20 protein-coding genes are annotated in these 22,668 nt (G+C 35.1%); 7 read left to right on the plus strand and 13 right to left on the minus strand.

Annotated features, from left to right (window positions below; translation table 11 throughout):
• Positions 1-185: 185 nt before the first annotated feature.
• The 5 genes from bglX to K0U91_RS15005 form a co-directional block, all read right to left on the minus strand.
• Positions 186-2,408 (minus strand): beta-glucosidase BglX, encoded by a 2,223-nt coding sequence (gene bglX / locus K0U91_RS14985; protein WP_220179311.1) that lies wholly within the window; start codon positions 2,406-2,408, stop codon positions 186-188.
• A gap of 86 nt (positions 2,409-2,494) precedes the next feature.
• Positions 2,495-3,955 (minus strand): glycoside hydrolase family 30 protein, encoded by a 1,461-nt coding sequence (locus tag K0U91_RS14990; RefSeq protein WP_220179312.1) that lies wholly within the window; start codon positions 3,953-3,955, stop codon positions 2,495-2,497.
• 21 nt (positions 3,956-3,976) lie between these two features.
• Positions 3,977-4,825 carry a hypothetical protein gene (locus K0U91_RS14995; RefSeq protein WP_220179313.1) on the minus strand — a complete coding sequence of 283 codons (849 nt, stop codon included), beginning with the start codon at positions 4,823-4,825 and terminating at the stop codon, positions 3,977-3,979.
• 16 nt (positions 4,826-4,841) lie between these two features.
• Entirely contained in the window at positions 4,842-6,401 is a 1,560-nt protein-coding gene (locus K0U91_RS15000; protein WP_219968948.1) for a RagB/SusD family nutrient uptake outer membrane protein, read from the minus strand.
• A gap of 11 nt (positions 6,402-6,412) precedes the next feature.
• Entirely contained in the window at positions 6,413-9,313 is a 2,901-nt protein-coding gene (locus K0U91_RS15005) for a SusC/RagA family TonB-linked outer membrane protein (RefSeq protein WP_220179314.1), read from the minus strand.
• A gap of 177 nt (positions 9,314-9,490) precedes the next feature.
• Between K0U91_RS15005 and K0U91_RS15010 the strand changes: the two genes are divergently transcribed.
• The 3 genes from K0U91_RS15010 (at position 9,491) to K0U91_RS15020 (ending at position 12,692) form a co-directional block, all read left to right on the plus strand.
• A complete protein-coding gene (locus tag K0U91_RS15010) occupies positions 9,491-10,678 on the plus strand; it encodes an MFS transporter (protein WP_220179315.1) in 1,188 nt (395 codons plus the stop codon).
• 23 nt (positions 10,679-10,701) lie between these two features.
• Positions 10,702-11,442 carry an NUDIX hydrolase gene (locus K0U91_RS15015; protein ID WP_219968945.1) on the plus strand — a complete coding sequence of 247 codons (741 nt, stop codon included), beginning with the start codon at positions 10,702-10,704 and terminating at the stop codon, positions 11,440-11,442.
• A gap of 71 nt (positions 11,443-11,513) precedes the next feature.
• Entirely contained in the window at positions 11,514-12,692 is a 1,179-nt protein-coding gene (locus tag K0U91_RS15020; RefSeq protein ID WP_220179316.1) for an acyl-CoA dehydrogenase family protein, read from the plus strand.
• A 32-nt stretch (positions 12,693-12,724) separates the two neighbouring features.
• Here the strand turns inward: K0U91_RS15020 and K0U91_RS15025 are convergent, their stop codons facing one another.
• The 4 genes from K0U91_RS15025 to rsmG form a co-directional block, all read right to left on the minus strand.
• Positions 12,725-15,427: a PD-(D/E)XK nuclease family protein gene (locus K0U91_RS15025; protein WP_220179317.1), complete on the minus strand. Its 2,703-nt coding sequence runs from the start codon at positions 15,425-15,427 to the stop codon at positions 12,725-12,727.
• Complete coding sequence (locus K0U91_RS15030; protein ID WP_220179318.1) at positions 15,424-15,960, minus strand: DUF922 domain-containing protein; 537 nt, start codon at positions 15,958-15,960, stop codon at positions 15,424-15,426. Before K0U91_RS15030 ends, K0U91_RS15025 begins: the two co-directional genes overlap by 4 nt.
• The gene (locus K0U91_RS15035) at positions 15,960-16,367 is read right to left on the minus strand and encodes a hypothetical protein (RefSeq protein WP_220179319.1); all 408 of its coding nucleotides are present in this window, start codon (positions 16,365-16,367) and stop codon (positions 15,960-15,962) included. The genes K0U91_RS15030 and K0U91_RS15035 overlap by 1 nt, the downstream gene beginning before the upstream one ends.
• 62 nt (positions 16,368-16,429) lie before the next feature.
• Positions 16,430-17,065, minus strand: coding sequence for a 16S rRNA (guanine(527)-N(7))-methyltransferase RsmG (gene rsmG / locus K0U91_RS15040; protein ID WP_220179320.1), 636 nt, complete (start codon positions 17,063-17,065; stop codon positions 16,430-16,432).
• Between the two features lie 172 nt (positions 17,066-17,237).
• Between rsmG and K0U91_RS15045 the strand changes: the two genes are divergently transcribed.
• The gene (locus K0U91_RS15045; RefSeq protein ID WP_219968939.1) at positions 17,238-18,428 is read left to right on the plus strand and encodes a pyridoxal phosphate-dependent aminotransferase; all 1,191 of its coding nucleotides are present in this window, start codon (positions 17,238-17,240) and stop codon (positions 18,426-18,428) included.
• Between the two features lie 40 nt (positions 18,429-18,468).
• Here K0U91_RS15045 and K0U91_RS15050 read toward each other — a convergent pair whose 3' ends face one another.
• Positions 18,469-18,645 carry a bacteriocin-like protein gene (locus K0U91_RS15050; protein WP_220179321.1) on the minus strand — a complete coding sequence of 59 codons (177 nt, stop codon included), beginning with the start codon at positions 18,643-18,645 and terminating at the stop codon, positions 18,469-18,471.
• Positions 18,646-18,855: 210 nt separating this feature from the next.
• Here K0U91_RS15050 and K0U91_RS15055 point away from each other — a divergent pair, with 210 nt between their 5' ends.
• From K0U91_RS15055 to K0U91_RS15065, 3 genes are all read left to right on the plus strand, one after another.
• Entirely contained in the window at positions 18,856-19,488 is a 633-nt protein-coding gene (locus K0U91_RS15055; RefSeq protein WP_047443907.1) for a peroxiredoxin, read from the plus strand.
• Positions 19,489-19,612: 124 nt separating this feature from the next.
• A complete protein-coding gene (locus K0U91_RS15060) occupies positions 19,613-19,918 on the plus strand; it encodes a thioredoxin family protein (RefSeq protein ID WP_219968937.1) in 306 nt (101 codons plus the stop codon).
• A 2-nt stretch (positions 19,919-19,920) separates the two neighbouring features.
• A complete protein-coding gene (locus tag K0U91_RS15065) occupies positions 19,921-20,169 on the plus strand; it encodes a DUF6952 family protein (RefSeq protein ID WP_220179322.1) in 249 nt (82 codons plus the stop codon).
• 120 nt (positions 20,170-20,289) lie between these two features.
• On the opposite strand, the gene K0U91_RS15070 is transcribed toward K0U91_RS15065, so the two are convergent.
• The 3 genes from K0U91_RS15070 to K0U91_RS15080 all read right to left on the minus strand — a co-directional run bounded on the left by K0U91_RS15070 (position 20,290) and on the right by K0U91_RS15080 (position 22,640).
• Complete coding sequence (locus K0U91_RS15070) at positions 20,290-20,976, minus strand: Bax inhibitor-1/YccA family protein (protein WP_220179323.1); 687 nt, start codon at positions 20,974-20,976, stop codon at positions 20,290-20,292.
• 22 nt (positions 20,977-20,998) lie between these two features.
• Positions 20,999-21,457: a peptidylprolyl isomerase gene (locus K0U91_RS15075; RefSeq protein ID WP_219968935.1), complete on the minus strand. Its 459-nt coding sequence runs from the start codon at positions 21,455-21,457 to the stop codon at positions 20,999-21,001.
• A gap of 148 nt (positions 21,458-21,605) precedes the next feature.
• Positions 21,606-22,640, minus strand: a complete 1,035-nt coding sequence (locus K0U91_RS15080; RefSeq protein WP_220179324.1) for an acyl-CoA reductase — start codon at positions 22,638-22,640, stop codon at positions 21,606-21,608.
• Positions 22,641-22,668 lie beyond the last annotated feature (28 nt).

Here is a 22,668-nt window from a genome sequence, read left to right on the forward strand (position 1 = left end):
AAACGCTAGTACTGAATGCTATATAATTATTTTCAAAGCTTGTCATTCTGAGGACGAAGAATCTCTTTAATAACAACTGTTTTAGATCCTTCATTACATTTCATTCAGAATGATAATTGTACAAATACCAGCCTTCACTGCCAAAAGCGGGTTTCATCCCGCTCTCAGTTTTTGTAAACTAATATTTATTTTGACCAGTTGATCCTTTTTGTCTGAACATTTTGAGAATCGGTTCCGACCATAATGTCGAATTCTCCGGCTTCCCAATCGTAATTCAATTCATCATCATAGAATTTTAAATTTTCGGGAGTCAATGTAAAGTTGACCGTTTTACTTTCTCCTTTTTTGATGAACACTTTTTGGAAGCCTTTCAATTCTTTCACAGGTCTTACCACTTTTCCGAATAGATCTCTGATGTATAACTGCACCACTTCTTCCCCATCATATTTTCCGGTGTTGGAAACATTTACACTGATATTCAACGTCTGATTTCCTTTAAGATTTGTCGAACTTAAATTCATATCAGAATATTTAAACTGAGTATAGCTTAAACCATATCCAAACGGAAATTTCGGATCATTATCGAGATCGATGTAAGCTGAAACGTAATTTCTATCTGTATTATTTTTCGCAGGTCTTCCTGTGTTGTAATGATTGTAATACACTGGAATCTGTCCTTCCGTTCTAGGAAAAGTCATTGGAAGTTTTCCACCCGGATTTACTGTTCCGAAAAGTACGTCTGCAATAGAATTTCCCGCTTCCGTTCCCAGCCACCAAGTGTAAACAATAGTAGGAATATTATCTGCCGCCCAGTCAAAAACTAAAGGTCTTCCTGCATTGATCATTAAAACGATCGGTTTTCCTGTTTTTGCGATTTCTTTTAATAAATCTTCCTGAACTCCAGTGAAATGTAGATTACTCCTGCTTTTTGCCTCACCGCTCATGGCCGAACCTTCACCTAAAGTCATGATCACCACATCTGCTTTTTTAGCCGTTTCTACCGCTTCTGCAAACATCGATTTGTCCTGATCATCAATATTGGCACCTTTTGCGTATAATAAAGTTGAATTTTTATCTAATTGATTTTTAATTCCGTCAAACTGCGTGATGATTCTTTCATTATCATCTTTAAAGGCAATCGACCAGAAACCATGATTCGCGGAAGTTTCTTTTCCGAACGGTCCGATCAATGCAATCGTTTTCGTCGATTTTGAAAGCGGAAGAATATTCTTTTGATTCTTCAATAAAACAATACTTTTTGAACCAAATTCTCTTCCGAATTTTCTATTTTCGAGATTGTTTAATTGTTCTTTCTGTCTTTTTTCATTGCTAAATCTGTAAGGATCATCGAATAATCCCATCTCGAATTTTTTAACCAAAATTCTTCTTGCAGCATCATCGATCAACTTTGGATCAACCTTTCCTTCCTGAACCAATTTTGGAAGTTCAATCATGTAAGCACGGCTTTCCATATCCATGTCGCTTCCTGCGATAATTGCTTTTTCAGCTGCTTCTTTATTGTCTTTTGCATACCCGTGAGGAACCATTTCGCCAATACTTCCCCAATCTGAAACCACAAAACCTTGATAGTTCCATTTACCTTTTAATAGATCTCTTAAAATATATTTGTTTGCTGTTGCCGGTATTCCGTTGATATCATTAAATGAATTCATAAAAGTGGCAACTCCTGCTTCTGCAGCAGCTTTGAAAGGTGGCAGATAGGTTTCATTCAATTGTCTTACGCTCATATCGACAGAATTGTAATCTCTTCCGCCAACTCCCGCTCCGTATGCTGCAAAATGTTTTGCACAAGCCATAATTGCATCAAGATTTCCCAAACCTTTTCCTTGAAAACCTTTGATTCTCGCCAAACCAATTAAAGTTCCCAAATAAGTATCTTCTCCGGAGCCTTCCATCACTCTGCCCCATCTCGGATCTCTTGCGACATCGACCATTGGTGCAAATGTCCAGTGAATTCCATAAGCTGATGCTTCCGTAGCCGCAATTCTTTCTGATTTTTCAATTAATTTTAAATCCCAGCTTGCCGCCTGACCCAAATTCACGGGAAATGTTGTTCTGTACCCGTGAATCACGTCCTGACCGAACAATAAAGGAATTTTTAACCTTGATTTTAAAGCTAATTCCTGAAATTTTCTGGTTTCCTCCGCACCGGCTACATTCAGCATTGAACCTACTTTTCCTTTTTTAATTTCATCTAAAACAGTGGCAGAATTTGAATTTTGCGGACCTGTTGAGTACTCAAAACCACTGTATTGCACAAGCTGTCCTACTTTTTCTTCTAGTGTCATTTTAGACAACAGTTCAGTAACTTTCTGATCAGTTGTCTTTTGACCGAATGCTGTAAATCCGAATGCTGTAAAAAGTAATAAGAGAAAAATTTTTTTCATGTAAAGTGTATATTTTTCCGATGTTGTATACAATATCATAATTGCTAATATTCTGTTGAATAGAAATATTAACGATTTGTGATTATTTAAAAAATATAGGTCGCTGTTGAGTTTCCTGAAATAGTGACCGGTGCTGTTTTTTGATTATACTTAATATTAAAAGCTTTATTCCCTGCATTACCATTCTGTACAATTAAAACAGTTTTGCCCGTCGGAGTTTTGAAGGCTACCGTTGAGAGATTATCTGCTTCTGTAGAAGCAATTCTTTGAGAATTGACAGGAACAAATTTGGAGGCATGCGCAATAATATAATATGCGACATTCTTTTCGTAGTTTGAAGCGCTATTAACTGTTACCGCCCCCTTACATTGCGTACAACCACCTGTTGTATGAGGCCCGAATGAGGCGTCATTGGCTACATTCCATTCTAATGCTGTTTTACTCCAGTTTCTCATGGATCCAATGATCACATTTTTCACATGCCAGTCTAAATCTCCGGAGAAAGTTCCTACAGAACTTGTCCATTGTTCTGTAAAATAGATATTTTTATTAGGAAATAAATTATGAACATTACCTAAAGCGGAAATATCTCCTGCGTAAAGGTGAAAAGCAGATCCGTCCACATAAGGATTTGCGGCTGTATCATTTAAAATACTTATAGGATAGACAATATTATCACAATTATGATCGTACGCAATAATTTTTGTACTCAGATTGGCAGCCTGAAAAGCTGGTCCCAAGTAAGTTTTGATAAAAGTTGCCTGATTCGCAGCAGTCATATACATACTGGGATTATTTCCCGGATGTAACGGCTCATTTTGCGGAGTGATCGCATCGATTCTAATACCCTGTAACTGCATTGCCTGAATATATTTTACAAAATACTGTGCGTAAGTACCGTAATATTCTGTTTTTAAACTTCCTCCGATGCTGTTTCCGTTGTCTTTCATCCAGACAGGGGCTGTCCACGGTGTGGCTAAAATCTTGATATTCGGATTAATAACCAGAATATCTTTTAACATCTGAACTAAAGCTTGATCTTTCATTAAACTGAATTGTGAAAGTGTAGGATCCGTTTGCCCGGAAAGTACATCATTATAGGTGAAAACCTCACTGTTCAGATCTGAAGCTCCAATGCTGATTCTAAGATAACTTATGCCAATGCCTGAACTGCTGAAAAGATCATTCAGTAATTCCTGTTTTTTGGAAGCAGAAAGCTGATTAATCACGGCAACACTTCCGCCCGTTAAAGTATATCCGAAACCGTCTACAGTCTGATAAACCTGTGATCCGTCAACATCAATAGTTGTTCCTGTTGCTGAAGAAGATGTGAAATAAGCTGCGCTTTGCTGTTGAAGTTTTATGGATTGGTCACCTTTGGTTAACCATACTTCAACCGGATCTCCGGAAATGTTTCCTCCGCCGGTAGCCGGATTTTCGTTAGCAGCAATATCAGAAGAAGCGCTGCTACATGCAAAAAAAGAAAGAAGTGCTACACCGCAAAGTGCAGCACCTCTAAAGAAACTATATGAATATTGTAATGTCATATTAATTGTTATATGGAAAAATTATTGCATTCTTCTGAATTCTACTTTGTCAATGCTTAAACTATTAACAGTTCCTCCTCCGCATTTAATTTCTAAATATACTGTCCCTGTTGTTGTTGCGGTGTAAACCCCTCCATTTTTAGAACCATTACATCCTATTGATGACACTTTTCCTTTAAATTTACTAGTTCCACAACCATCCCACGTATTAATATTTCTATAAACCGTTCCGCCGATATCCTGCCCATTTACAGGAGCTGTATTCAGAATATATACTTCAAACCAAGTATTTATCAGAGGAGTATCGGATGACGCTACTAAATCGATTGAATATTTTTGTCCTGCCACGACATTCACAGCCTGGTAAATTCCTTGCTGATTACTTCCGTTTGCTACAATAGTAGCTTTACCGTTGGCAATAACCCACTGTGCGCCAGACGTACTGATGTTGTGTATTGTCCATTTGGCAGCTTCAGCAGGAGTATCAAATCTTCCGCCCTGTATCATATTTCCAGAGATAGGATCAGATGTAGGAACAACAACCGTTTCGCTTGCAGTACCACCTACAACACCGCCAATACCAATTGCTTGATGCTGAATAATATAAGTACCAGCATCAGGAAGAAAAAGATTTTGTTCACCTTTTCCGTTATTGAAACCGTCATCATCAATATTCCAGCTTGAATTAAGATAATTACTATAGTTCCTTTTTAGTAGATAATGGTTTTCTGAAGTTTTGGTAATTTTAAATGAGGCATCTATTGGTCCTTGATCAATACCATTTCCTTCAACCGTATCTGGTGTACAGCTTGCCAACAGGAAAAGTGAAGAAGCCAGTACAAAACTTCTGTTGATATATTTATTTATCATAATTTTTGATGTTTAATTAGTAACCAGGATTTTGTTTAAGTATAGTTCCTGTAAGTTCCGCAAGAGGTATCGGCATAATTTCATTTTTCCCTGCTACAAAACCTTTAGAAGCCAATTTTGCAGAAGCTTCTCCCCATCTTACCAAATCAAAAAACCGATGTCCCTCACCAGCAAGCTCTCTTCTTCTTTCATCTTTTACCGCTTGAAGGGAAACGGGTACAGATGCCAATCCTACTCTTGCTCTCACGGCATCTAATAGAGCCTGAGCTCTAGCGCCAGATCCATTTAGAGCTTCTGCCTCCATTAAATAAGTATCTGCTAATCTTATCACCATATAATTCTGACGATAATTAAGTTCGGTAACTCCTAAAGTTGATTTTTTATCTGAAGTAGGCATGAATTTATTAAGAAAATAACCTGTATCCTTATAAGCCGGTGCATAACTTGCTTTATTCTGCGCTTTTAATGTATTCATATTCAAAACAGTAGAATTCACACGAGGATCATTTTGGATAAAATTGAACAGATCTGTGGTAATGGTATTAAAAGCCCAACCTGAAACAACATCAGGCGCGTTATTTGCAGGATTTGTTTGAATAACTCTTGTATAAGATCTTGGCGCCGTCATTACGCAAATAGAATTTCCTTCATCTTTGCCTTGTCCCCAAAAGCCCCAATCAGATTTCCCTTGATCACTGTGGGATGCTTCAATAATAGATTCTGATGTAAATTCATAAGGATCTGCAGTTCCACCCAGTGCTACTCCTGCTTTCCAAAGATCATCATAGCTTGCCAACAGTTTATATCCATATTGACTGGTTCCTCCTGGGGTTCCGTTTACATCTGCAAATTGTGCAGCAGCTTGGGCTTTTTTATTTTGATATAAATACACTTTGCCTAAAAGAGCTTTTGCCGCTCCTTGCGTTAATCTACCGTTTTGCTCTCCGCTTACCGTCATAGGAAGATTTGGCAAAGCTTCGTTCAGATCATTTTCTATTTGAGCATAAACTTGTGCAGGTGCAACTTGCGGAACATTATAAAAATCGTCTGTTGCTTCAAAAGGTTTTAAAATAAGAGGAATATTTCCGAAAACCCTCAGTAAATCAAAATAATACATTGCCCGAAGAGTTTTTGCTTCCGCAATGAAGCGTTGCTTTAAATTTTCATCCATTGATGCCTTCGGAGCATTTTGGATAAGATCATTTGCTCTTGCAATACCCTGATAATAATCTTTCCAGTAACTTACAGGCATTGTAGTTGAGTTAATCTGAAAACTTGATGCTCCTTGAATACCTGCTCCGTCTGTAGCACTACCACCTCCTGCATAGAAATCGTCTGAAGCCGCATTGAAAAAAGTTACCATATTTTCAAAACCACCTGCATATTTTCTCATCACGTCATACGTGCCCACAAGACCAAAAAAACATTCCTGCTCATTTCTGAAAAAGTTATCTCCGGCAAATGCACCTTTGTATTCTTTTTCTTCCAAAGTGTCGTTATTACAAGCTACATTAAGAGTAGACACGCTCACTAAAAATGAAGCTGCTATTGATATTTTTAAAAATTTATTTTTCATTGTACTAAAAATTAGAAAGTTATATTAGCTCCCAGTATAAAAGTTCTTGCCTGCGGATAAAATGCTCTGTCTATTCCAAAAGAGTCTCCAGCTGCAATTTCCGGATCGTACCCGGTATATTTTGTAAAAGTAACTAGGTTTTCGGCAGTTACATAAAAGCGTAGTTTGTTAACTCCAAAGTTTTGGGTAACATCCTGAGGAAGTGTATAGCCTAACTGAATTAATTTAATTCTGAAATAGTCTCCTTTTTGCAGATACCAGTCAGATAGTCTTGAGTAATTTTTGTTTGCATCTGCTCGTGTTAATCTAGGATTTTCATTAGTAGAGCCTTCTCCCGTCCACCTGTCTAAGATTTTTGTTTGATAATTAGCATCTAACATATCCAATCTTCTTAAACCCTGAAAGATTTTGTTTCCTCCTGCACCCTGTCCGAATACCATAAAATCCCAGTTTTTATAGCTTAGATTTAAAGTAGCTCCAAAATTATATTTAGGAATCGAACTTCCCAAATTCACTTTATCCAAATCACTAATTACACCATCGCCGTTAGAATCTGCCCAGATAAAATCTCCAGGTTTTGCGTCTGTTTGAAGCACTTGTCCATTAGAATTTACATAGGCATCAATCTGTGCCTGATTTTGAAAAACACCCAAAGTTTTAAAGCCATAGAAAGAATTATAGGCATCACCTACCACAATTCTCTGGATCGATCCCATAGATTGGAAACCTGCTCCATCCAGAAATTTTGTTCCCTGTTCAAGTGATAAAACTTCATTTTTATTGTAAGCGAAATTAGTATTTACAGAAACTGTAAAATCATTCCAATTCTTTTTGTAACCTAATTCTACTTCCAACCCTTTATTACTCATGTCTCCAATATTGGCTATATACGATCCGGTCACGCCTACATACCCTGGAATCTGAACAGGTCTTAGAATACCTGATGTTTTTTTGTCATAAACATCAACAGTTAAAGTAAAATTTTTGAAAAGGCGTAGATCTGCAGCAATATTGGTTTGGGTGGTAGTTTCCCATTTTAGATCCTTATTTTCCAGACCTCGTTGCAGATATCCAATTAGTACGCCTCCAGATCCGCTGGTATAATTAGCGTCGGAAACATAGAATTTTGAAAATTTATAAGCCTCAATACCATCATTTCCTAAAGTTCCGTAACCTCCACGAAATTTTAAACTATTGATAACATTATTTTCCGGCCAGAAGTTTTCTTTATCCACATTCCATCCTAAAGAGAATGAAGGGAATACACCCCAATGATGGTTTGCCCCAAACAATGATGAACCATCATATCTTAATGTACCGGTAAACAAATATTTATTTTTATAGTCGTAAATCAAACGTCCAAAGTAAGAAGCTTTGTTCCATTCCTGATTATCCCATGCTGAGGAAGTTTGGTTGACCAAAGGAACATCAAAGTTAAAGGATGCATCTTCATAACTGCTAATCGGGAGACCTTTATGGGTGACGCTTTGTCCATTTCCAATATTATAATCATAATAACCTGTTCCCAAAAGCACATTCAGACTGTGATCTCCAAATTTATTTTGGTAATTCAATGTGTTTTCAAAACTCCATTCAAATTTGGTTTGAGTAGTGCGGCTCAAACTGTTTAGAAGTAAATTGCTGTACGTAGCACTTAGATAGAAAAGTGGAGTGAAATTCTGGCTTCCCCAATATGCTTTTTTACCGTTTAATGAAGACTTAAAAGTAAAATGATTTAAAAATTTCACTTCTGCAAAAACATTAGCAATAAAATCGTCTGACCAGTTAGTGTTTCCTAATTGTGTATATCTAAAAGCTCTTGGGTTAGACATTTCCTGGTTTACATAAGGCGAAATTCCGTATGGATTTCCATTTTCATCTCTTACAATATGTTCATTGGTATATAAGGCAGAATTTACCTGTGACCAATCTGTTACGACAACAGGAGTAATGGGATCCAAATTCACTGCAGAACTTAGAGGACCGCCAAACTCACCATTAGCATTAATCCCCTGATTTTTTTGATTGGTATACGCAAAAGTTTGACCCAAAGTTAGCCAGTCTGTTACTTTATGAGTTGAGTTCAAACGTCCTGTTAATCTTTTATAATAAGAAATATCGCTCATTACGATACCGGTCTGGTCGTAATATCCAAATGACGCAAAATAAGTAGATTTTTCGTTTCCACCTTGTATACTGATCTCATGGTTCTGTCTTGCTCCAGTGCCGAAAATTTCATTCTGCCAATCAGTACCTTTTCCAAAAGACGCCGGATTTTGGAATCTCACAGGTTGTCCATCATTTGCAAAACCTTCATTGATTACTGTCGCATATTGTGTAGCATCTAGAAGATCTATTTTCCTTGCAGCGTTACTTACTCCGAAGAAACCATTGTATGATAAACTAAGTTTTCCTTTTTTACCTTTTTTAGTGGTTACCAAGATAACCCCTCTTGCAGCAGAAACTCCATAGATGGCAGAAGAAGCACCATCTTTCAGCACTTCAATACTTTCAATATCACTCTGACTTAGCCAACCGATACCGTCAACTACAATACCATCCACTACCCAAAGCGGATCGTTATTTGAAGAATAACTGGTAACACCTCTCACTCGAATAGTTGCAGATGCTCCAGGTTGTCCGGAATTTGAAATCACATTGACCCCTGCAGCCCTACCTTGTAACACCTGTTCCGGTTTACCAGCAGGAATATTTTCAATATCACTTGCCTTTATGCTTGATATTGCACCCGTCACATTACTCTTCTTCTGAGTACCATAACCAATCATCACTACTTCTTCAATTTTCTGTTCTTTTTGGATTGTGTCAGTAGTGGTGTTTTGGGCATTGAATTGTGCAGTAAAATACAGTACGGCAATTGCCCCTAAACTTCTTGATATTTTTACATTCATATACAGTTAGTTTTTTAATTCTCAAATTGAGACAATAAAAATAAATTTTTTTTTAAATAATTAACATCTAATTCACATTTATTTTAATTTTTCCACTATTTTTGGGGCTTCAAAGGCCTAAATTTTATGTTAAAAGTCTTAAAAAATCATTAAAATGCCCGAAATTCCTTCCCGAAAATGAGCCTCAAGCAACCGAATATCACTCTTCCTTTACGATTGACCTTTTTTATTTTTTCAATGGTTTTAAACTGTATGGGCATTGTCATTTTACAGCTTTCACAGGAAAATATCGGGTATGATAAGCTGGGGTTTTTAGAATCATTTAAAGATTTGCCCATTGCTTTTATTTCTTTATTCGCAGTAAATTTCATCAGTAAAATTGGGACTAAAAGATCCATCATTTTAGCACTAAGTATCGTTGGGATATGCTCATTACTTCTTCCTTTTGTTCAGGTATTCTGGTTTTATAAGCTTTGGTTTGCGATTATAGGAACCTGTTTTGCGATTGGGAAAATCTGCGTTTACGGGATCATAAGAAACAACATTACAGAAGAAAAATCTTTGGCAAAAACCATGAATACGGTAGAAGCTTCTTTCATGATTGGAATTTTTGTTGTGAATGTAGGTTTTGGATGGTTGATTGCAGGCGAATATTCAGAATACTGGAAATTTGGCTTTGTTTTCATCTCACTTGTTTCTCTGATAACCATTTATTTATTTTCAAAAATAAAAATCCTAGAGGCAGATAAAAATCTGAAAACCAATACCATATCCAACCTGATATCATTCAAGCAAACTTCAATTATCTTATTTTTTGCGGTTATATTTTTCATTGTTTTCACAGAACAGAGTTTTAATTCTTGGCTTCCGGCATTTTATAAAAATCATTTAAAAGTCAATTCCTTTTTCTCAATTCAGGCATCATCTACGCTTGCGTTATTTTCATATCTTGGTCGAATTATTACTGCAAACATTATTCAGCGTTTTTCTTTAATAAAATATTTTATCTTCTGTCTGATCTGTATTATTTCTCTGCTTAGTCTTATCTTTTGTATTCAGTATTTCGGTTCAGATAATTCAGGGATTCTACTTTATCTTTTCCCTATTATTGGTTTTTTTCTCTCACCACTCTATCCGCTTATCAATTCAAAAATGATTGCTCAGATCAATAATCAAAAAATAAATACATTTACATCAATGATTGTTATATTCTCGTCACTGGGAAGTTCGGTAAGTTCGATACTCATGTCTGTACTCTTTGAAAATAAGATGTTAACATTTTACTCTCTATATATTCTAGGCGCTGTTGTAATTCTATTTTGCCTGAGTTTATTTTATTTTAGACAAGATCACATCAAAAATTAAAAAATAATTTTATTTTTACTGCTATGAAAACGTATGGTTCAAAAAACATAGAAACACTGAAACAGCTTATTGAGGAAAAACATTTTATCCCCAATATCTCCGTTGACTGTACTATTTTTGGTTTTCATGATAACATTCTGAAGGTTTTGCTTTTAAAATACCATGATCTTGATCTTTGGTCACTTCCCGGAGGTTTCGTTTTTCTGGATGAAGATCTTCGTGAAGCTGCAGACAGGGTTTTGTATGAAAGAACCCACCTGAAAGGGCTTTTCCTGGAACAATTTCATACTTTTGGCAGATTAGACCGTACGGTAAATAATGTTCATAAAACGTTAATCAATAACAAAGGCCTTGACGTCCCGAAGGATCACTGGATTTTACAACGATTTATTACCGTTGGTTACTGCAGTCTCATTGATTTTTCTTTGGCAAATACTTTTCCGGATGCGTTTAATGAAACTTGTGCATGGTTTGAAGTTAGCAAGCTTCCGAAAATGGCTTTTGATCACGATAGGATCATATCAGACGGTCACGAATATTTACGCAAAAACATTGATACTCAAGTTGCAGCAAGCAATCTTCTGCCTGAAAAATTCACGATGAAAGATCTTCAGTCTTTATACGAAACAATTCTAGGTGAAAAATTCAGAAGAAATAATTTTCAGCGTAAAATACTGAGCATGAACTCATTGGAAAGGCTCGAAAAGCTATATGACGGATCTGCAAATAAGGCACCATATCTCTACAAATTCATAAAAGATTAGTTTAAATATTTTTCTTAAAAAGTTTTCTCAGACAGTGTGAAAAGTATTATTTTTAGGAAAATTTAAATTACATGTCATATTATCCTCTCACCAGCATCCCGGATTATTTTGGAATCGATGCTTTACTTACCGAAGAACATAAGCTTATCCGCCAATCAGTAAGAGACTGGGTTGAAAGTTTTGTGATGCCAAATATCGATCAGGCAGCTCAGGATCACACAGATTTGCCCGGTTTGATGAAAGAATTAGGGAAAATCGGGGCTTTGGGACCTTACATTCCTGAAGAATATGGCGGTTCTGGTCTTGATCAGATTTCTTACGGTCTGATTATGCTTGAATTGGAAAGAGGAGATTCGGCAGTGCGTTCAGCAGCTTCTGTACAAAGTTCATTAGTGATGTTTCCAATCAACGAATTCGGTTCTGAAGAACAGAAAAGAAAATATTTACCCAAATTAGCTTCCGGTGAAATGATTGGTTCTTTCGGATTGACCGAGCCTAATCATGGTTCAGATCCTAGTTCTATGGAATCTCAGTTTAAGGATATGGGAGACCATTATCTTTTGAATGGTGCCAAAATGTGGATCACTAACTCTCCTCTTTGTGATATAGCGGTTATTTGGGCTAAAAATGAAGAGGGTAAAGTGCAGGGATTGATCATAGAAAGAGGAATGGAAGGATTTACTACACCCGAAACCCACAATAAATGGAGCTTAAGAGCTTCAAAAACAGGTGAGCTTGTTTTTAACAATGTAAAAGTTCCCAAAGAAAATCTACTTCCGGGAGTTACAGGGTTAAAGGGACCTTTATCATGTTTAAATTCAGCAAGATACGGCATTTCTTGGGGCGTTATCGGAGCTGCGATTGATTGTTATTGTACGGCCGTTCAATATTCTAAAGAAAGAAAACAGTTTGGAAAACCTATCGGAGCATTCCAGCTTCAGCAAAAAAAATTAGCAGAGTTTCTTACTGAAATTACAAAGGCTCAATTGCTTTGCTACCAATTGGGAACATTGAAAAATGATCATAAAGCAACCCCTGCGCAAATTTCTATGGCAAAAAGAAATAATGTAAAAATGGCCATTGATATTGCAAGAGAATCGCGTCAGATTCTAGGCGGGATGGGAATCATGGGTGAATTCCCGATGATGAGACACGCTGCCAATCTAGAATCGGTGATTACTTATGAGGGAACACATGACGTTCACTTACTCATTACAGGTCTAGATATTACAGGTTTTAACGCTTTTTAAAAATATGAAAGTCCGGTTTTTACCGGACTTTTTTAATAATAATTGTACATTTTAATTTTTTCAGTAAAATCAATATCGGGATCTAGAATTTCCAGGATAAGACTTTTAACCGATTGCATGGCATCATCAAGGTTTCCTTCAGCAAATTCAAGCGATGCAACTCCTTTTTTAGCATCCGCAAAACTCCAGATTCCTGTCTCAACCGGGAAGCCCCAAAATTCCGGGAGACTTTGCACAACATACTGATAGATACAAAGCTGTAAAGCCTGTTTACGATCTTCCTTATGGAAATAATGATCTCTATTTTCAGCGTCAATTTTTACAGCTAAATTTTTGATTTTGGCTGTCTTATAATCAATAATTCTTATCGTTCCGTTTAAGCGATCAATCCTATCGATGAATCCAAAAAAGGAAACTTTATCTTTAGTGTTTTCGTTGAGATAAAAATCAATATTTTCAAATCTTCTTTCAATGTCTACTATTTCCAAAGAATTGCCCTTTTTGATCAATTCTAAATCGTAATTCAGAATGTTTATGATTACTTTTTTGGCGATAGCTTTATGAATGAAATTCATTCCCTTATTATAAAATTCAGGCTGATGTTTTAGCTTTTCAATAGCTATATTTATATATTCATCTATCCGTTGAATTGATTTTTCTAAATCATTTAATTTTAACATTTTACCTATTAAAACCTCATAAATTTCTTGAAGTGTGTAATGCACAAGATTTCCGTAGTTTCTTATCGAAAGTTCTTCTTCAATTTCATCCGTCTCTGAGGTATTTAAAATTTTGGATAAATAAAAATCTATAGGATTATAGAGGTAACTTGTCAAATGTGATGCAGAAACTTTTTCTTTCCACTTGTGCAACTGTTCGATCACAATTGGTGTCTTTTTAATTTCAATCGGTTGACTTGAAATAGGCTCAGAAGTATTTTCTACAATCAAATGTTCAATATCATGATTGCTCTCCATCTCAATTTGTGTAATGAAACGGCTTTTTTCGCCAGTATTTACTCCGGAACTTAATGCATTAAACAACAAATGAACATTTTCCGCATCCTGAATTAATCTATAGAAATGATAGGCATAAATACTGTCGTTTTCGAGAAATGTGTGCAGATCAAAATGTTTTCTGATATCAAAAGGAATGTAAGTATTCTGTGAATTTCCTAGAGGTAATTTTCCTTCATTAACGGAAAGCAGAATCACATTTTCAAAATTGAGAAGCCGCGTTTCCAAAAGCCCCATCACCTGTAGACCTTTAAGCGGCTCACCCTGAAAATCTATACTCTCGGAATTGATATGCTGGTTGATCAAAACCTCCAAAGTATCCATCTTTATTTCAAAGCCATAAGGAGAAATCTGGTTTTTTATAATCCTAAATGCATTCTCGAAGTGCGATACATTTTCGTACTGTATATCATCTAGTTCCATCCATTTAATTCGCTGGCAGAAATTAATCAGCAGATCTAAAAAATGATATCCGGAATCAGCTTTCTCAAGCAGATTAAAATAAGATAAATCACAAAGTAATTCTGAAAATAGGCGGAAAGAAATGTAGACAATATTTCGTTCCTCAATTTTAGATTTAAACTCATTGATTACTCTTTCATCATCATCACTTTTAGGCAATTCTTCTAAAATTGGAAAAACATCACGGTAATAATAGGAAGATTTATTTTTTTCTAATTGTTTCTGTAGATAAAAAAGCTGTTTTACTGCATTTGAAAATGAAAGATTTTTCAAAGGAAAACCCATGGTAATATTCAGGTTTTCAACGTGATGCATCACATCCAGGGTTGCAGGCAGTAGATTTTCATCAAGCAAGACTACAGCCGTATTTGTAAACGTCTTGTTATCAATATCTTTAAAGAGATCAGGAAGAACTTTTGTCTGCGTTACATTCCCTGAAACTTCATAGATTTTTATATTTTTTGACCGGCTAAAATCGTCTTCAATCCAGTTAAAAACCCTACTTTCATTGAATTCTTTCCACAATTTATGATTTCGGAGAAATTTTCCGGCTTCCTGCCTTTCATCATCAAAATAATACTGATCACCCTGGAAAAAACACTGCGCTTTGTCCCATTGCAAAAGATTTCTGACCAATTTTTCTTCTACAGGAGTAAAAGCATTAAAGCCACAAAAGACAAAATTTCCCTGAGTGGTTTTAGCAAAATCTACGATTTTAGCTTTTGCAGCTTCATGAATCATTCCTGGAGTTGCCCATTTTTTATCTTTCAACTTCTGTTTTAGAACCGGCAGAAAAACATTCATATTTTTCCAGAAATTCAAAAACTTTTTTCGCGGCACATCTCCGTCATCTCCTAAATCCTGCGCCCAGTCTTTGATACGCTCTTCATCAAACATATATTGCAAAACCGCAGTATCACTTTCAGAAAATTTCAGAATATCATCCCAATCTTTTTGCAGCGTTGGGAACCATTTTAAAAATTCGGCAAAATCATCTTTAGGGCTTAGGTTCAACGTTTTATAGACATCAAAAGCAAAAAGCCATAACGCAATCCCCTGAATTGTCTGCTGGTCGACAATATTAACAATCAGTTCTTCAATCGTAAAAAAATTCGGAAGAAATCCCGAGTAGTTGTTTTCTTCTAATATCTGTCTGATAAAAACAATTGGCCTTTTACCCGGTAAAACGATATTAAACTGTGACAAATCTGAATTTTGTAACAGCAGTTCATCTATAATTTTATTGAGAAACTTCAAAGTTTTTGGTAATTTTTTAGTTGTTCAAGCTCAGAGCTAATTAAGATGTCGTACTCGGCCTGTTTTTCTTTATTCATACCATGTTCTGTCACCCCATCATACAGTGCCTGAAAATTTTTGTAATCTTTGACAATACGATTATAAAGAGTTTGAAAAAATTTATCGTAATCGCTTGTGGTTTTTATTTTTTCTATAATCTCCTTTCGGATTTTTCTTGCATAAATTTCTGCAATATCAAAATGTTTCTGTTCGTGGTTCAAAACGTAATCATTGATTCGTTTATCATCTTTCCAGGATTTGTCTTCGTTGAAAACGGTTTCAATATTTACTTTTGCTGAGCCTTTTGGATTTGAAGATTTCACCACAGAATATACCCAGCCACAATGGGTGTAAGCCACAATATCTTTTCCGTATTGATTATTGATTTTGCTTTTAAAGTTGTTCCAAACCAATTTTTTTTCCGGTCTCCACTCTATTCGTTGACTCCATGCTGTGCCGTAAATCAAAAATAAAGCTAAAAATATACTTTTCATTATTCAACTACAATTGTTTTGGTAATCCAGGTATTGTCACCTGTCCAGAATTTAAAAGTATAAGTTCCTGTTTGCTGCGGACTAAAATTGATCTGATTGGCTGAAATGTGATTGGTCTGAGAACACGAACCGTCTGTCTGATATTTGTAAGCAGTCACATTTCTGGAAAAATTACCGGTATGTACATAATCATATCCGTAAAATCCCTGACATTGAGAAGCATACGTAGAATACGTCCTGATACCTTGCACAGTCATTACAGCCATGGTATCATTTACAATTCGAACGCTGTCAATTTTTATTTTTTCTGCAGACTCTATGGTCTCATAATCGTCATCTTCCTTACAAGAAACTAATGAAAACCCTATAAAGATTATTGATAAGGCTGCATTACACAATGTTTTCATCTTATATAAAATTATAATTATTAAACGAAAATTATCAAAAAATATTCTTTACAAGTTCTAATTTACGAATTAAAATTACCTTTTGATAAATAAACTACTTTTTTTGTGTCAAAGAATTCTTCGTCAAAATAATTTTTAAGATTAAAAAGTTCACATCTCAATCCAGCCAATTCTTCAGCTAAATCTCCTCCTTTTAAATACAAAACGCCATTGTGTTTTGGGTTAAACTGTTCTTTTTCAAACTTCCCTTTAAGCCATCGTAAAAATTCAGGCATCTGCGTTACCGCACGGCTTACTACAAAATGAAATTTCTCTTTTACTTTTTCAGCTCTTCCGTGAATTGCGGTAACGTTTGTTAAGCCCACACCTTCTGCCACAGCATTGACAACCGTAATTTTTTTTCCTATAGAATCAATTAATGTAAACTTTGTTTCAGGAAACAAGATTGCCAAGGGAATTCCTGGGAAACCACCACCAGTTCCGATGTCCAGAACTTTTGTTCCTGGAGCAAATTCCATGATTTTCGCAACACCTAGAGAATGCAGAATATGCTTTTCATAAAGCGATTCCATGTCTTTTCGGGAAATGACATTGATTTTCTCATTCCACTCACCATACAGACTTTCTAATTTTGAGAACTGCTCGATTTGCTTTTCGGAAAGTTCCGGGAAATATTTCTGAATTAACGTTACTGACATAAGATTGATATAAAAAGCAAAAATAAGTTTTATTTCATATTCAGATTATGTTTTTTAAACATATTACATATAATTTGCGGTATTCCAGAAGCTTAATTTTTCTAAAATATATTGATCACATTATATTAACATTAAGTTTTTATATATATTTGTTAAAACGACAAAAAGATACATGAATAAACTTTCAGATAGGGTAAACAGACTAGGTTACTCTCAGACTTTCGTAATGTCAAACAAGGCCAGAGAAATGAAAGCCAGCGGAATAGACGTCATTTCTTTAACATTAGGTGAACCGGATTTCGATGTTCCCGACAATATAAAACAGGCAGCTTTTGATGCCATTAATGAAAATTACAGCCATTATTCTCCTGTTCCGGGATTTTTGGAACTTCGTCAGGCTATTTCAGATAAATTAAAAAGAGACAATCAATTAGATTATAAACCAACACAGATTTGTGTGTCAAATGGTGCCAAACAGGCAATTATCAATGTTTTGGCGGCCATTATCAATGATGGAGATGAAGTGATTCTTCCGACACCTTTTTGGGTAAGCTATGATGAGATGGTAAAAATGATGGGCGGAAACTCTATCATGCTTTCTACTTCTTATGTAACTGATTTTAAAATCACTGCTGAGCAATTGGATGAAGCGATCAATGAAAAAACTAAAGCTATCCTTTTCAGTTCGCCATGCAATCCTTCCGGTGGGTACTACACTTTTGATGAGTTAAAATCTTTGGCAAAAGTGATTGCAAAATATCCTCATGTGACCGTAATTTCAGACGAAATTTACGAATACATTAATTATGAAACAAAAACTACGTCTATTGCTCAGTTTCCTGAAATTTATGAGCAGACTGCAGTAATCAACGGTATGTCAAAAGCGTTTGCAATGACGGGCTGGAGAATCGGTTATTCGGCATGTCCGGAATGGTTGGCTAAAGCATGCGAAAAAGTTCAGGGACAAATGACAAGCGGGGCCAATACGATGGCTCAAAGAGCTTCAATTGTTGCTTTACAGACCGACCCTTCAGAATATAAATACATGATTGATGCTTTTGAGCAGAGAAGAAACGTCATGTTTGATTTGATGAAAGAAATTCCTGGTTTTAAAGTTCTTTTACCAAAAGCGGCATTCTATTTCTTTCCGGATATCTCGTATTACATCGGGAAAACACTGAACGGAACTGAAATAAAAGACGCGGATGATTTTGCTATGTTTCTGTTAGAAGAAGCTCATGTTGGCTGCGTCGGAGGTGTATCTTTCGGAAGCCCGGAATGTATACGATTTTCTTATGCTGCTTCTGAAGAAGATTTGATAGAAGCGATGAGAAGAATAAAAGAATTACTGGCAAAAGTGTAAAATAAAAGTTCTTCCTCAGGAAGAACTTTTTTAATTTCGTTTAAAGAGAACCTCCTTCTACAGGTGTTTCTGGTACGATAATATAGCATTCTTCATTAATCGCGACACAAACATCAGCTTCAGGACAATAATACCTTCCAGGAGGACATTTTGAAGTAACTGCTGATCCTTTAATTGTTTTCAGTTCTTTTCTTGAAAGAGTTTTTAAATTTTTCATAATAACTATTGGATTGGTTATAAACTTTTTAGTTCTACATTTTCAAAGTTAACAATAATATTTTATTATTTGAAATCTAATTTTTTTTATCTCATTTTGGATAAATAATCAAAAACAATTATAGATTTTATTTATTGATAATCAATTTTTCAATAGACGAAATTATTATATATTTGCACCATTAAATTATAAATCAAAAATTAGAAAATTATGTCTTTAGTAGGTAAAAAATTTCCAAACGTAACGATTGATGCAATGTCTGAGATGGGTGATGATCTTAGAATCAACATCTTTGAAGAAACTACAAAAAACCAGCAGAAAGTAATCTTGTTCTGGTATCCAAAAGATTTTACTTTTGTTTGCCCGACTGAGCTTCACGCTTTCCAGGAAGCTTTAGGTGAGTTCGAAAAAAGAAACACGAAAGTAATCGGTGCTTCTTGCGATACCAACGAAGTACACTTTGCGTGGTTAAATGTTTCAAAAGACAATGGTGGTATTGAAGGAGTTACTTATCCGCTTTTAGCTGATACTCACAGACAATTGGCCAATTTATTAGATATCGTAGATCAGGATCTTGAATTTGACGAAGAAGGAAATGAGTATTTCACAGGTTCAAACGTTACTTACAGAGCAACTTATCTGATCGACGAAACCGGAAAAGTATTCCACGAGTCGGTAAATGATATGCCTTTGGGAAGAAACGTAAAAGAATATTTGAGATTGATCGATGCTTACACGCACGTTCAGAAGCACGGTGAGGTTTGTCCTGCAAACTGGGAAGAAGGAAAAGATGCAATGAAGGCTGACAGAACTTCTACTGCTGAGTATCTAGCAAAAAACTAATATAATGTGTTAATTTGAAAATGAGATAATTTGAAAATTAGTCGCATGATTATTTAAATATTATCTCATTTTCCATTATTACCATTTTCAAATTAATAAATTCTCAAATTTTCAAATTGAAATTATGTATACAGAATTAACAGAAGATATGCTTCAGAATATTGTAAGCGACAATGAAAAAGTAGTAGTGCAATACGGCGCAACATGGTGTGGAAACTGTAGAATTATGAAGCCAAAATTCAAAAAATTAGCTTCAGAGAACGATGACATTCCATTTTTATATGTAGATGCAGAAAAGCTTCCTGAAAGCAGAAAATTGGCAAAGGTTGATAATTTACCAACGTTTGCGATTTTTAAAAATGGTGAATTGGTGAATCAGGTTCAGTCTAATCAAGCAGAAAGTTTAATTAATTTATTTAATGAATTGTAACTATGAAGCTACCCGTAATCAGACAATTTTATCAAAATCAAACTCCTGAAAATCTTGAAAAAACTTTAGAAGTTTTGGAAAGTTTCAGCGAATTCAGAGGAACTAGCGAAGAAGATTTAAATGTTGCCGGAGAATTGATTACCAATATCTGCGGAGCATTAGAAGTTCATGCCAACATACAAAACGGAATGAGCGAAAAGGATGCTTTAAACTCATTTGCACAAAAGGTATTAGGATCAATTGATAAATAAAACCTTAAATTTTATAAAGATTTAAGACTTTGTTTTATAAACAAAAATCCCGATGAAATAACATCGGGATTTTTAATTTTATACAATGAATGAATGATAACTTGAAATCCGTCATTAATTTTAGCTTCTTCTGCTCATCAATATTCTTAAAATATACCAGAACAACAGCATAATTGAAGCAAAAAGCTGTAGAGAGGCACCGACATATTGATTGGTCGCAAAGGTATCTTTCAGTTTGCTGGTCTGATATAAAATAGTTGCAGAAGCCAGAATCACCATTCCTACTGAGAACCAAAGTCCGAGATTGAAACCGAAAATCATTCCGGCAACAATTAATCCAATAGCGATAAAACCTCCGATTGTAATGATATTTCTTAAAAATGAAAAATCTCTTTTAGAAGTAAAAGCGACTGCAGAAATTCCTGCAAACATGGCAATCGTAAGCGTTGCTGCTTGAAAAATCACATTGTAATCAGAATTAGCTATGGCAATGTAAATCAGAGGAAGAAAAATAACGGCTTCCAATAAAATATAAAACCCTAATCCAAAATACTGAGTCGATTTACTCTGAGACATAGACCATTTTGATGCTAAAAAAGAAGCTAACCAAAAAACACCTAATACTAACAACCAAGTGTATTTTTGAGCGAACATCAAACCGATTACTTCTGGCGGTACAACATTCAGTAAAACTGTTTCAACTCGTACAAAAGCCAGAATTGCCAACGCAACGTGTAAATAGGTTTTCTTGTAAAAATTTGCCTTTTCAACGTCTGTTGAATGCGCAACTAAAACATCTGTCATCATAATTTTTTCTAATATTTGAATTTTATTTAATCTGTTTGTATGGTTTTATGCCCATAATTTTTCCGTTTTCTTCAAAAACAGCGGTAATAATTTCTTTCGGATCAGGCTTTGCCTGATCGTCTGCATATTTATATTGAATCATAGGAAAATTTTCTCCGGTCATAAACGACTTATAGCCGGTTTTATAAATCACTATTTTTCTCGTAAAATTGATATCTTTTGAAAGGTTTTCATAAACTTTATCAGTTACCATCGATTTTGTTTTTTCAGACATCAGACTTTCCATTGTTTTTTTGTCAGATGCTTTCAATGCGGTCATAAACTGCTCAAACTTCCCGTTAAACAATTCCTTCTGTTTCTTATCAAGCTCAAATTTCTGCTCAGTCGTTCGGTTGTCTTTTATAACTTCTGCTTTTTTTATCTTCTGCGAAAACCCAAATTGAATCGCTAAAAAAGAAAAGATGATGGCTATTTTTTTCATTAAATATTTTTTCGTTTACAGGTAAATTTAGTAATAAAAATCAAGAGACTGGTTAAATTTTAAAATTCTCATGATTTGAAAGATGGCTCAAGTTTTTCTTTACTAAAATAAATCTATTAATCAGCCAAATCAGCGGGAGAAAATAAATTTAAATAACCTCCAAAAACTTCATTGTATCCACATTATCAGCATACGTGTCAAGTCCCGGATTTTGAGCTTCCCCAAAATGAATCGTATCAATCCCCAGATTATCTTTACCAACGACACATTGAATATTTTCATCATTTTCGTGAATGAAATTTTTCACATCATCCAAAGAAGCATATCTGCTGAAATGAATCACAGAAAGCGGACTGAAAAGCTTTTCGTCCTCTTTCAGCATGACAAAATTATTATCCCAGAATTGATCCTGATTCAAAAGATAAACCGCACGATTATAATCGTAATTATTGGCGTATTTATTATGATTTACAATTTCTTTAAAATCAATAAAACTTTCAAAAATTCTGTCAATCACAAAGTCTTCAGGAATAAAAAGTCTGGTAACATTTCTGCAACCCAAACCAAAATACTGGAAAATATCCTGAGCCAGAAGTTTTAATTCTTCTTCTGTTTCATCACCTTTAATAACAGCAACTGAAGTTCTGTTTTTTCGGATGATACTTAAATGATTTTTAAAATAATATTCAAGATATCTTGCGGTATTGTTGCTTCCGGTAGCGATTACAGCATCAAAATCTGTTAGTCTTTCAACAAACTCATATTCAATCTCGTTCTCAGAAAATTCTTTCCATTTTTTTAATAAAAAAGGAGTCATCTGTTTGTCTTTAGAAGATAATTTGATCAAAGGAATGTGATTGCTCAAAACCACCGAAATCACATCATGCCATCCTACCAAAGGTATGTTCCCGGCAAGAATCAATCCTACTCTTTTTGTAGTTTTTGAGGGTGAATAATTGCTGAGCCAGGATTTTAAATTTTCCTCTGTCAATAGTTCCGACCATTGCTTCAAAGCAAATTTTTGATTTTCTACAGTGAACCATGGGTTTTCGATTTCAGATTTTTTAATGACGGATCCCAATTCAGAATCATTTTCATTAAGATCCTCAGGATTTTCTGCTAAATAGCTCTTAATATAATCACTTAATTTAATAAGTCCTAAAACTTGTTTTTCGATATTCATAATTACTGTAAAAGTGGGGAATATTTTG

It is taken from the genome of Chryseobacterium sp. LJ668 (assembly GCF_019613955.1).
Lineage (GTDB): Bacteria > Bacteroidota > Bacteroidia > Flavobacteriales > Weeksellaceae > Chryseobacterium.

What these genes read in the sequence shown, in the direction of transcription:
- bglX (WP_220179311.1), bottom strand. Translation starts at nt 2,408, where the DNA reads ATGAAAAAAATTTTTCTCTTATTACTTTTTACAGCATTCGGATTTACA.
- K0U91_RS14990 (WP_220179312.1), bottom strand. Translation starts at nt 3,955, where the DNA reads ATGACATTACAATATTCATATAGTTTCTTTAGAGGTGCTGCACTTTGC.
- K0U91_RS14995 (WP_220179313.1), bottom strand. Translation starts at nt 4,825, where the DNA reads ATGATAAATAAATATATCAACAGAAGTTTTGTACTGGCTTCTTCACTT.
- K0U91_RS15000 (WP_219968948.1), bottom strand. Translation starts at nt 6,401, where the DNA reads ATGAAAAATAAATTTTTAAAAATATCAATAGCAGCTTCATTTTTAGTG.
- K0U91_RS15005 (WP_220179314.1), bottom strand. Translation starts at nt 9,313, where the DNA reads ATGAATGTAAAAATATCAAGAAGTTTAGGGGCAATTGCCGTACTGTAT.
- K0U91_RS15010 (WP_220179315.1), top strand. Translation starts at nt 9,491, where the DNA reads ATGAGCCTCAAGCAACCGAATATCACTCTTCCTTTACGATTGACCTTT.
- K0U91_RS15015 (WP_219968945.1), top strand. Translation starts at nt 10,702, where the DNA reads ATGAAAACGTATGGTTCAAAAAACATAGAAACACTGAAACAGCTTATT.
- K0U91_RS15020 (WP_220179316.1), top strand. Translation starts at nt 11,514, where the DNA reads ATGTCATATTATCCTCTCACCAGCATCCCGGATTATTTTGGAATCGAT.
- K0U91_RS15030 (WP_220179318.1), bottom strand. Translation starts at nt 15,960, where the DNA reads ATGAAAAGTATATTTTTAGCTTTATTTTTGATTTACGGCACAGCATGG.
- K0U91_RS15035 (WP_220179319.1), bottom strand. Translation starts at nt 16,367, where the DNA reads ATGAAAACATTGTGTAATGCAGCCTTATCAATAATCTTTATAGGGTTT.
- rsmG (WP_220179320.1), bottom strand. Translation starts at nt 17,065, where the DNA reads ATGTCAGTAACGTTAATTCAGAAATATTTCCCGGAACTTTCCGAAAAG.
- K0U91_RS15045 (WP_219968939.1), top strand. Translation starts at nt 17,238, where the DNA reads ATGAATAAACTTTCAGATAGGGTAAACAGACTAGGTTACTCTCAGACT.
- K0U91_RS15050 (WP_220179321.1), bottom strand. Translation starts at nt 18,645, where the DNA reads ATGAAAAATTTAAAAACTCTTTCAAGAAAAGAACTGAAAACAATTAAA.
- K0U91_RS15055 (WP_047443907.1), top strand. Translation starts at nt 18,856, where the DNA reads ATGTCTTTAGTAGGTAAAAAATTTCCAAACGTAACGATTGATGCAATG.
- K0U91_RS15060 (WP_219968937.1), top strand. Translation starts at nt 19,613, where the DNA reads ATGTATACAGAATTAACAGAAGATATGCTTCAGAATATTGTAAGCGAC.
- K0U91_RS15065 (WP_220179322.1), top strand. Translation starts at nt 19,921, where the DNA reads ATGAAGCTACCCGTAATCAGACAATTTTATCAAAATCAAACTCCTGAA.
- K0U91_RS15070 (WP_220179323.1), bottom strand. Translation starts at nt 20,976, where the DNA reads ATGATGACAGATGTTTTAGTTGCGCATTCAACAGACGTTGAAAAGGCA.
- K0U91_RS15075 (WP_219968935.1), bottom strand. Translation starts at nt 21,457, where the DNA reads ATGAAAAAAATAGCCATCATCTTTTCTTTTTTAGCGATTCAATTTGGG.
- K0U91_RS15080 (WP_220179324.1), bottom strand. Translation starts at nt 22,640, where the DNA reads ATGAATATCGAAAAACAAGTTTTAGGACTTATTAAATTAAGTGATTAT.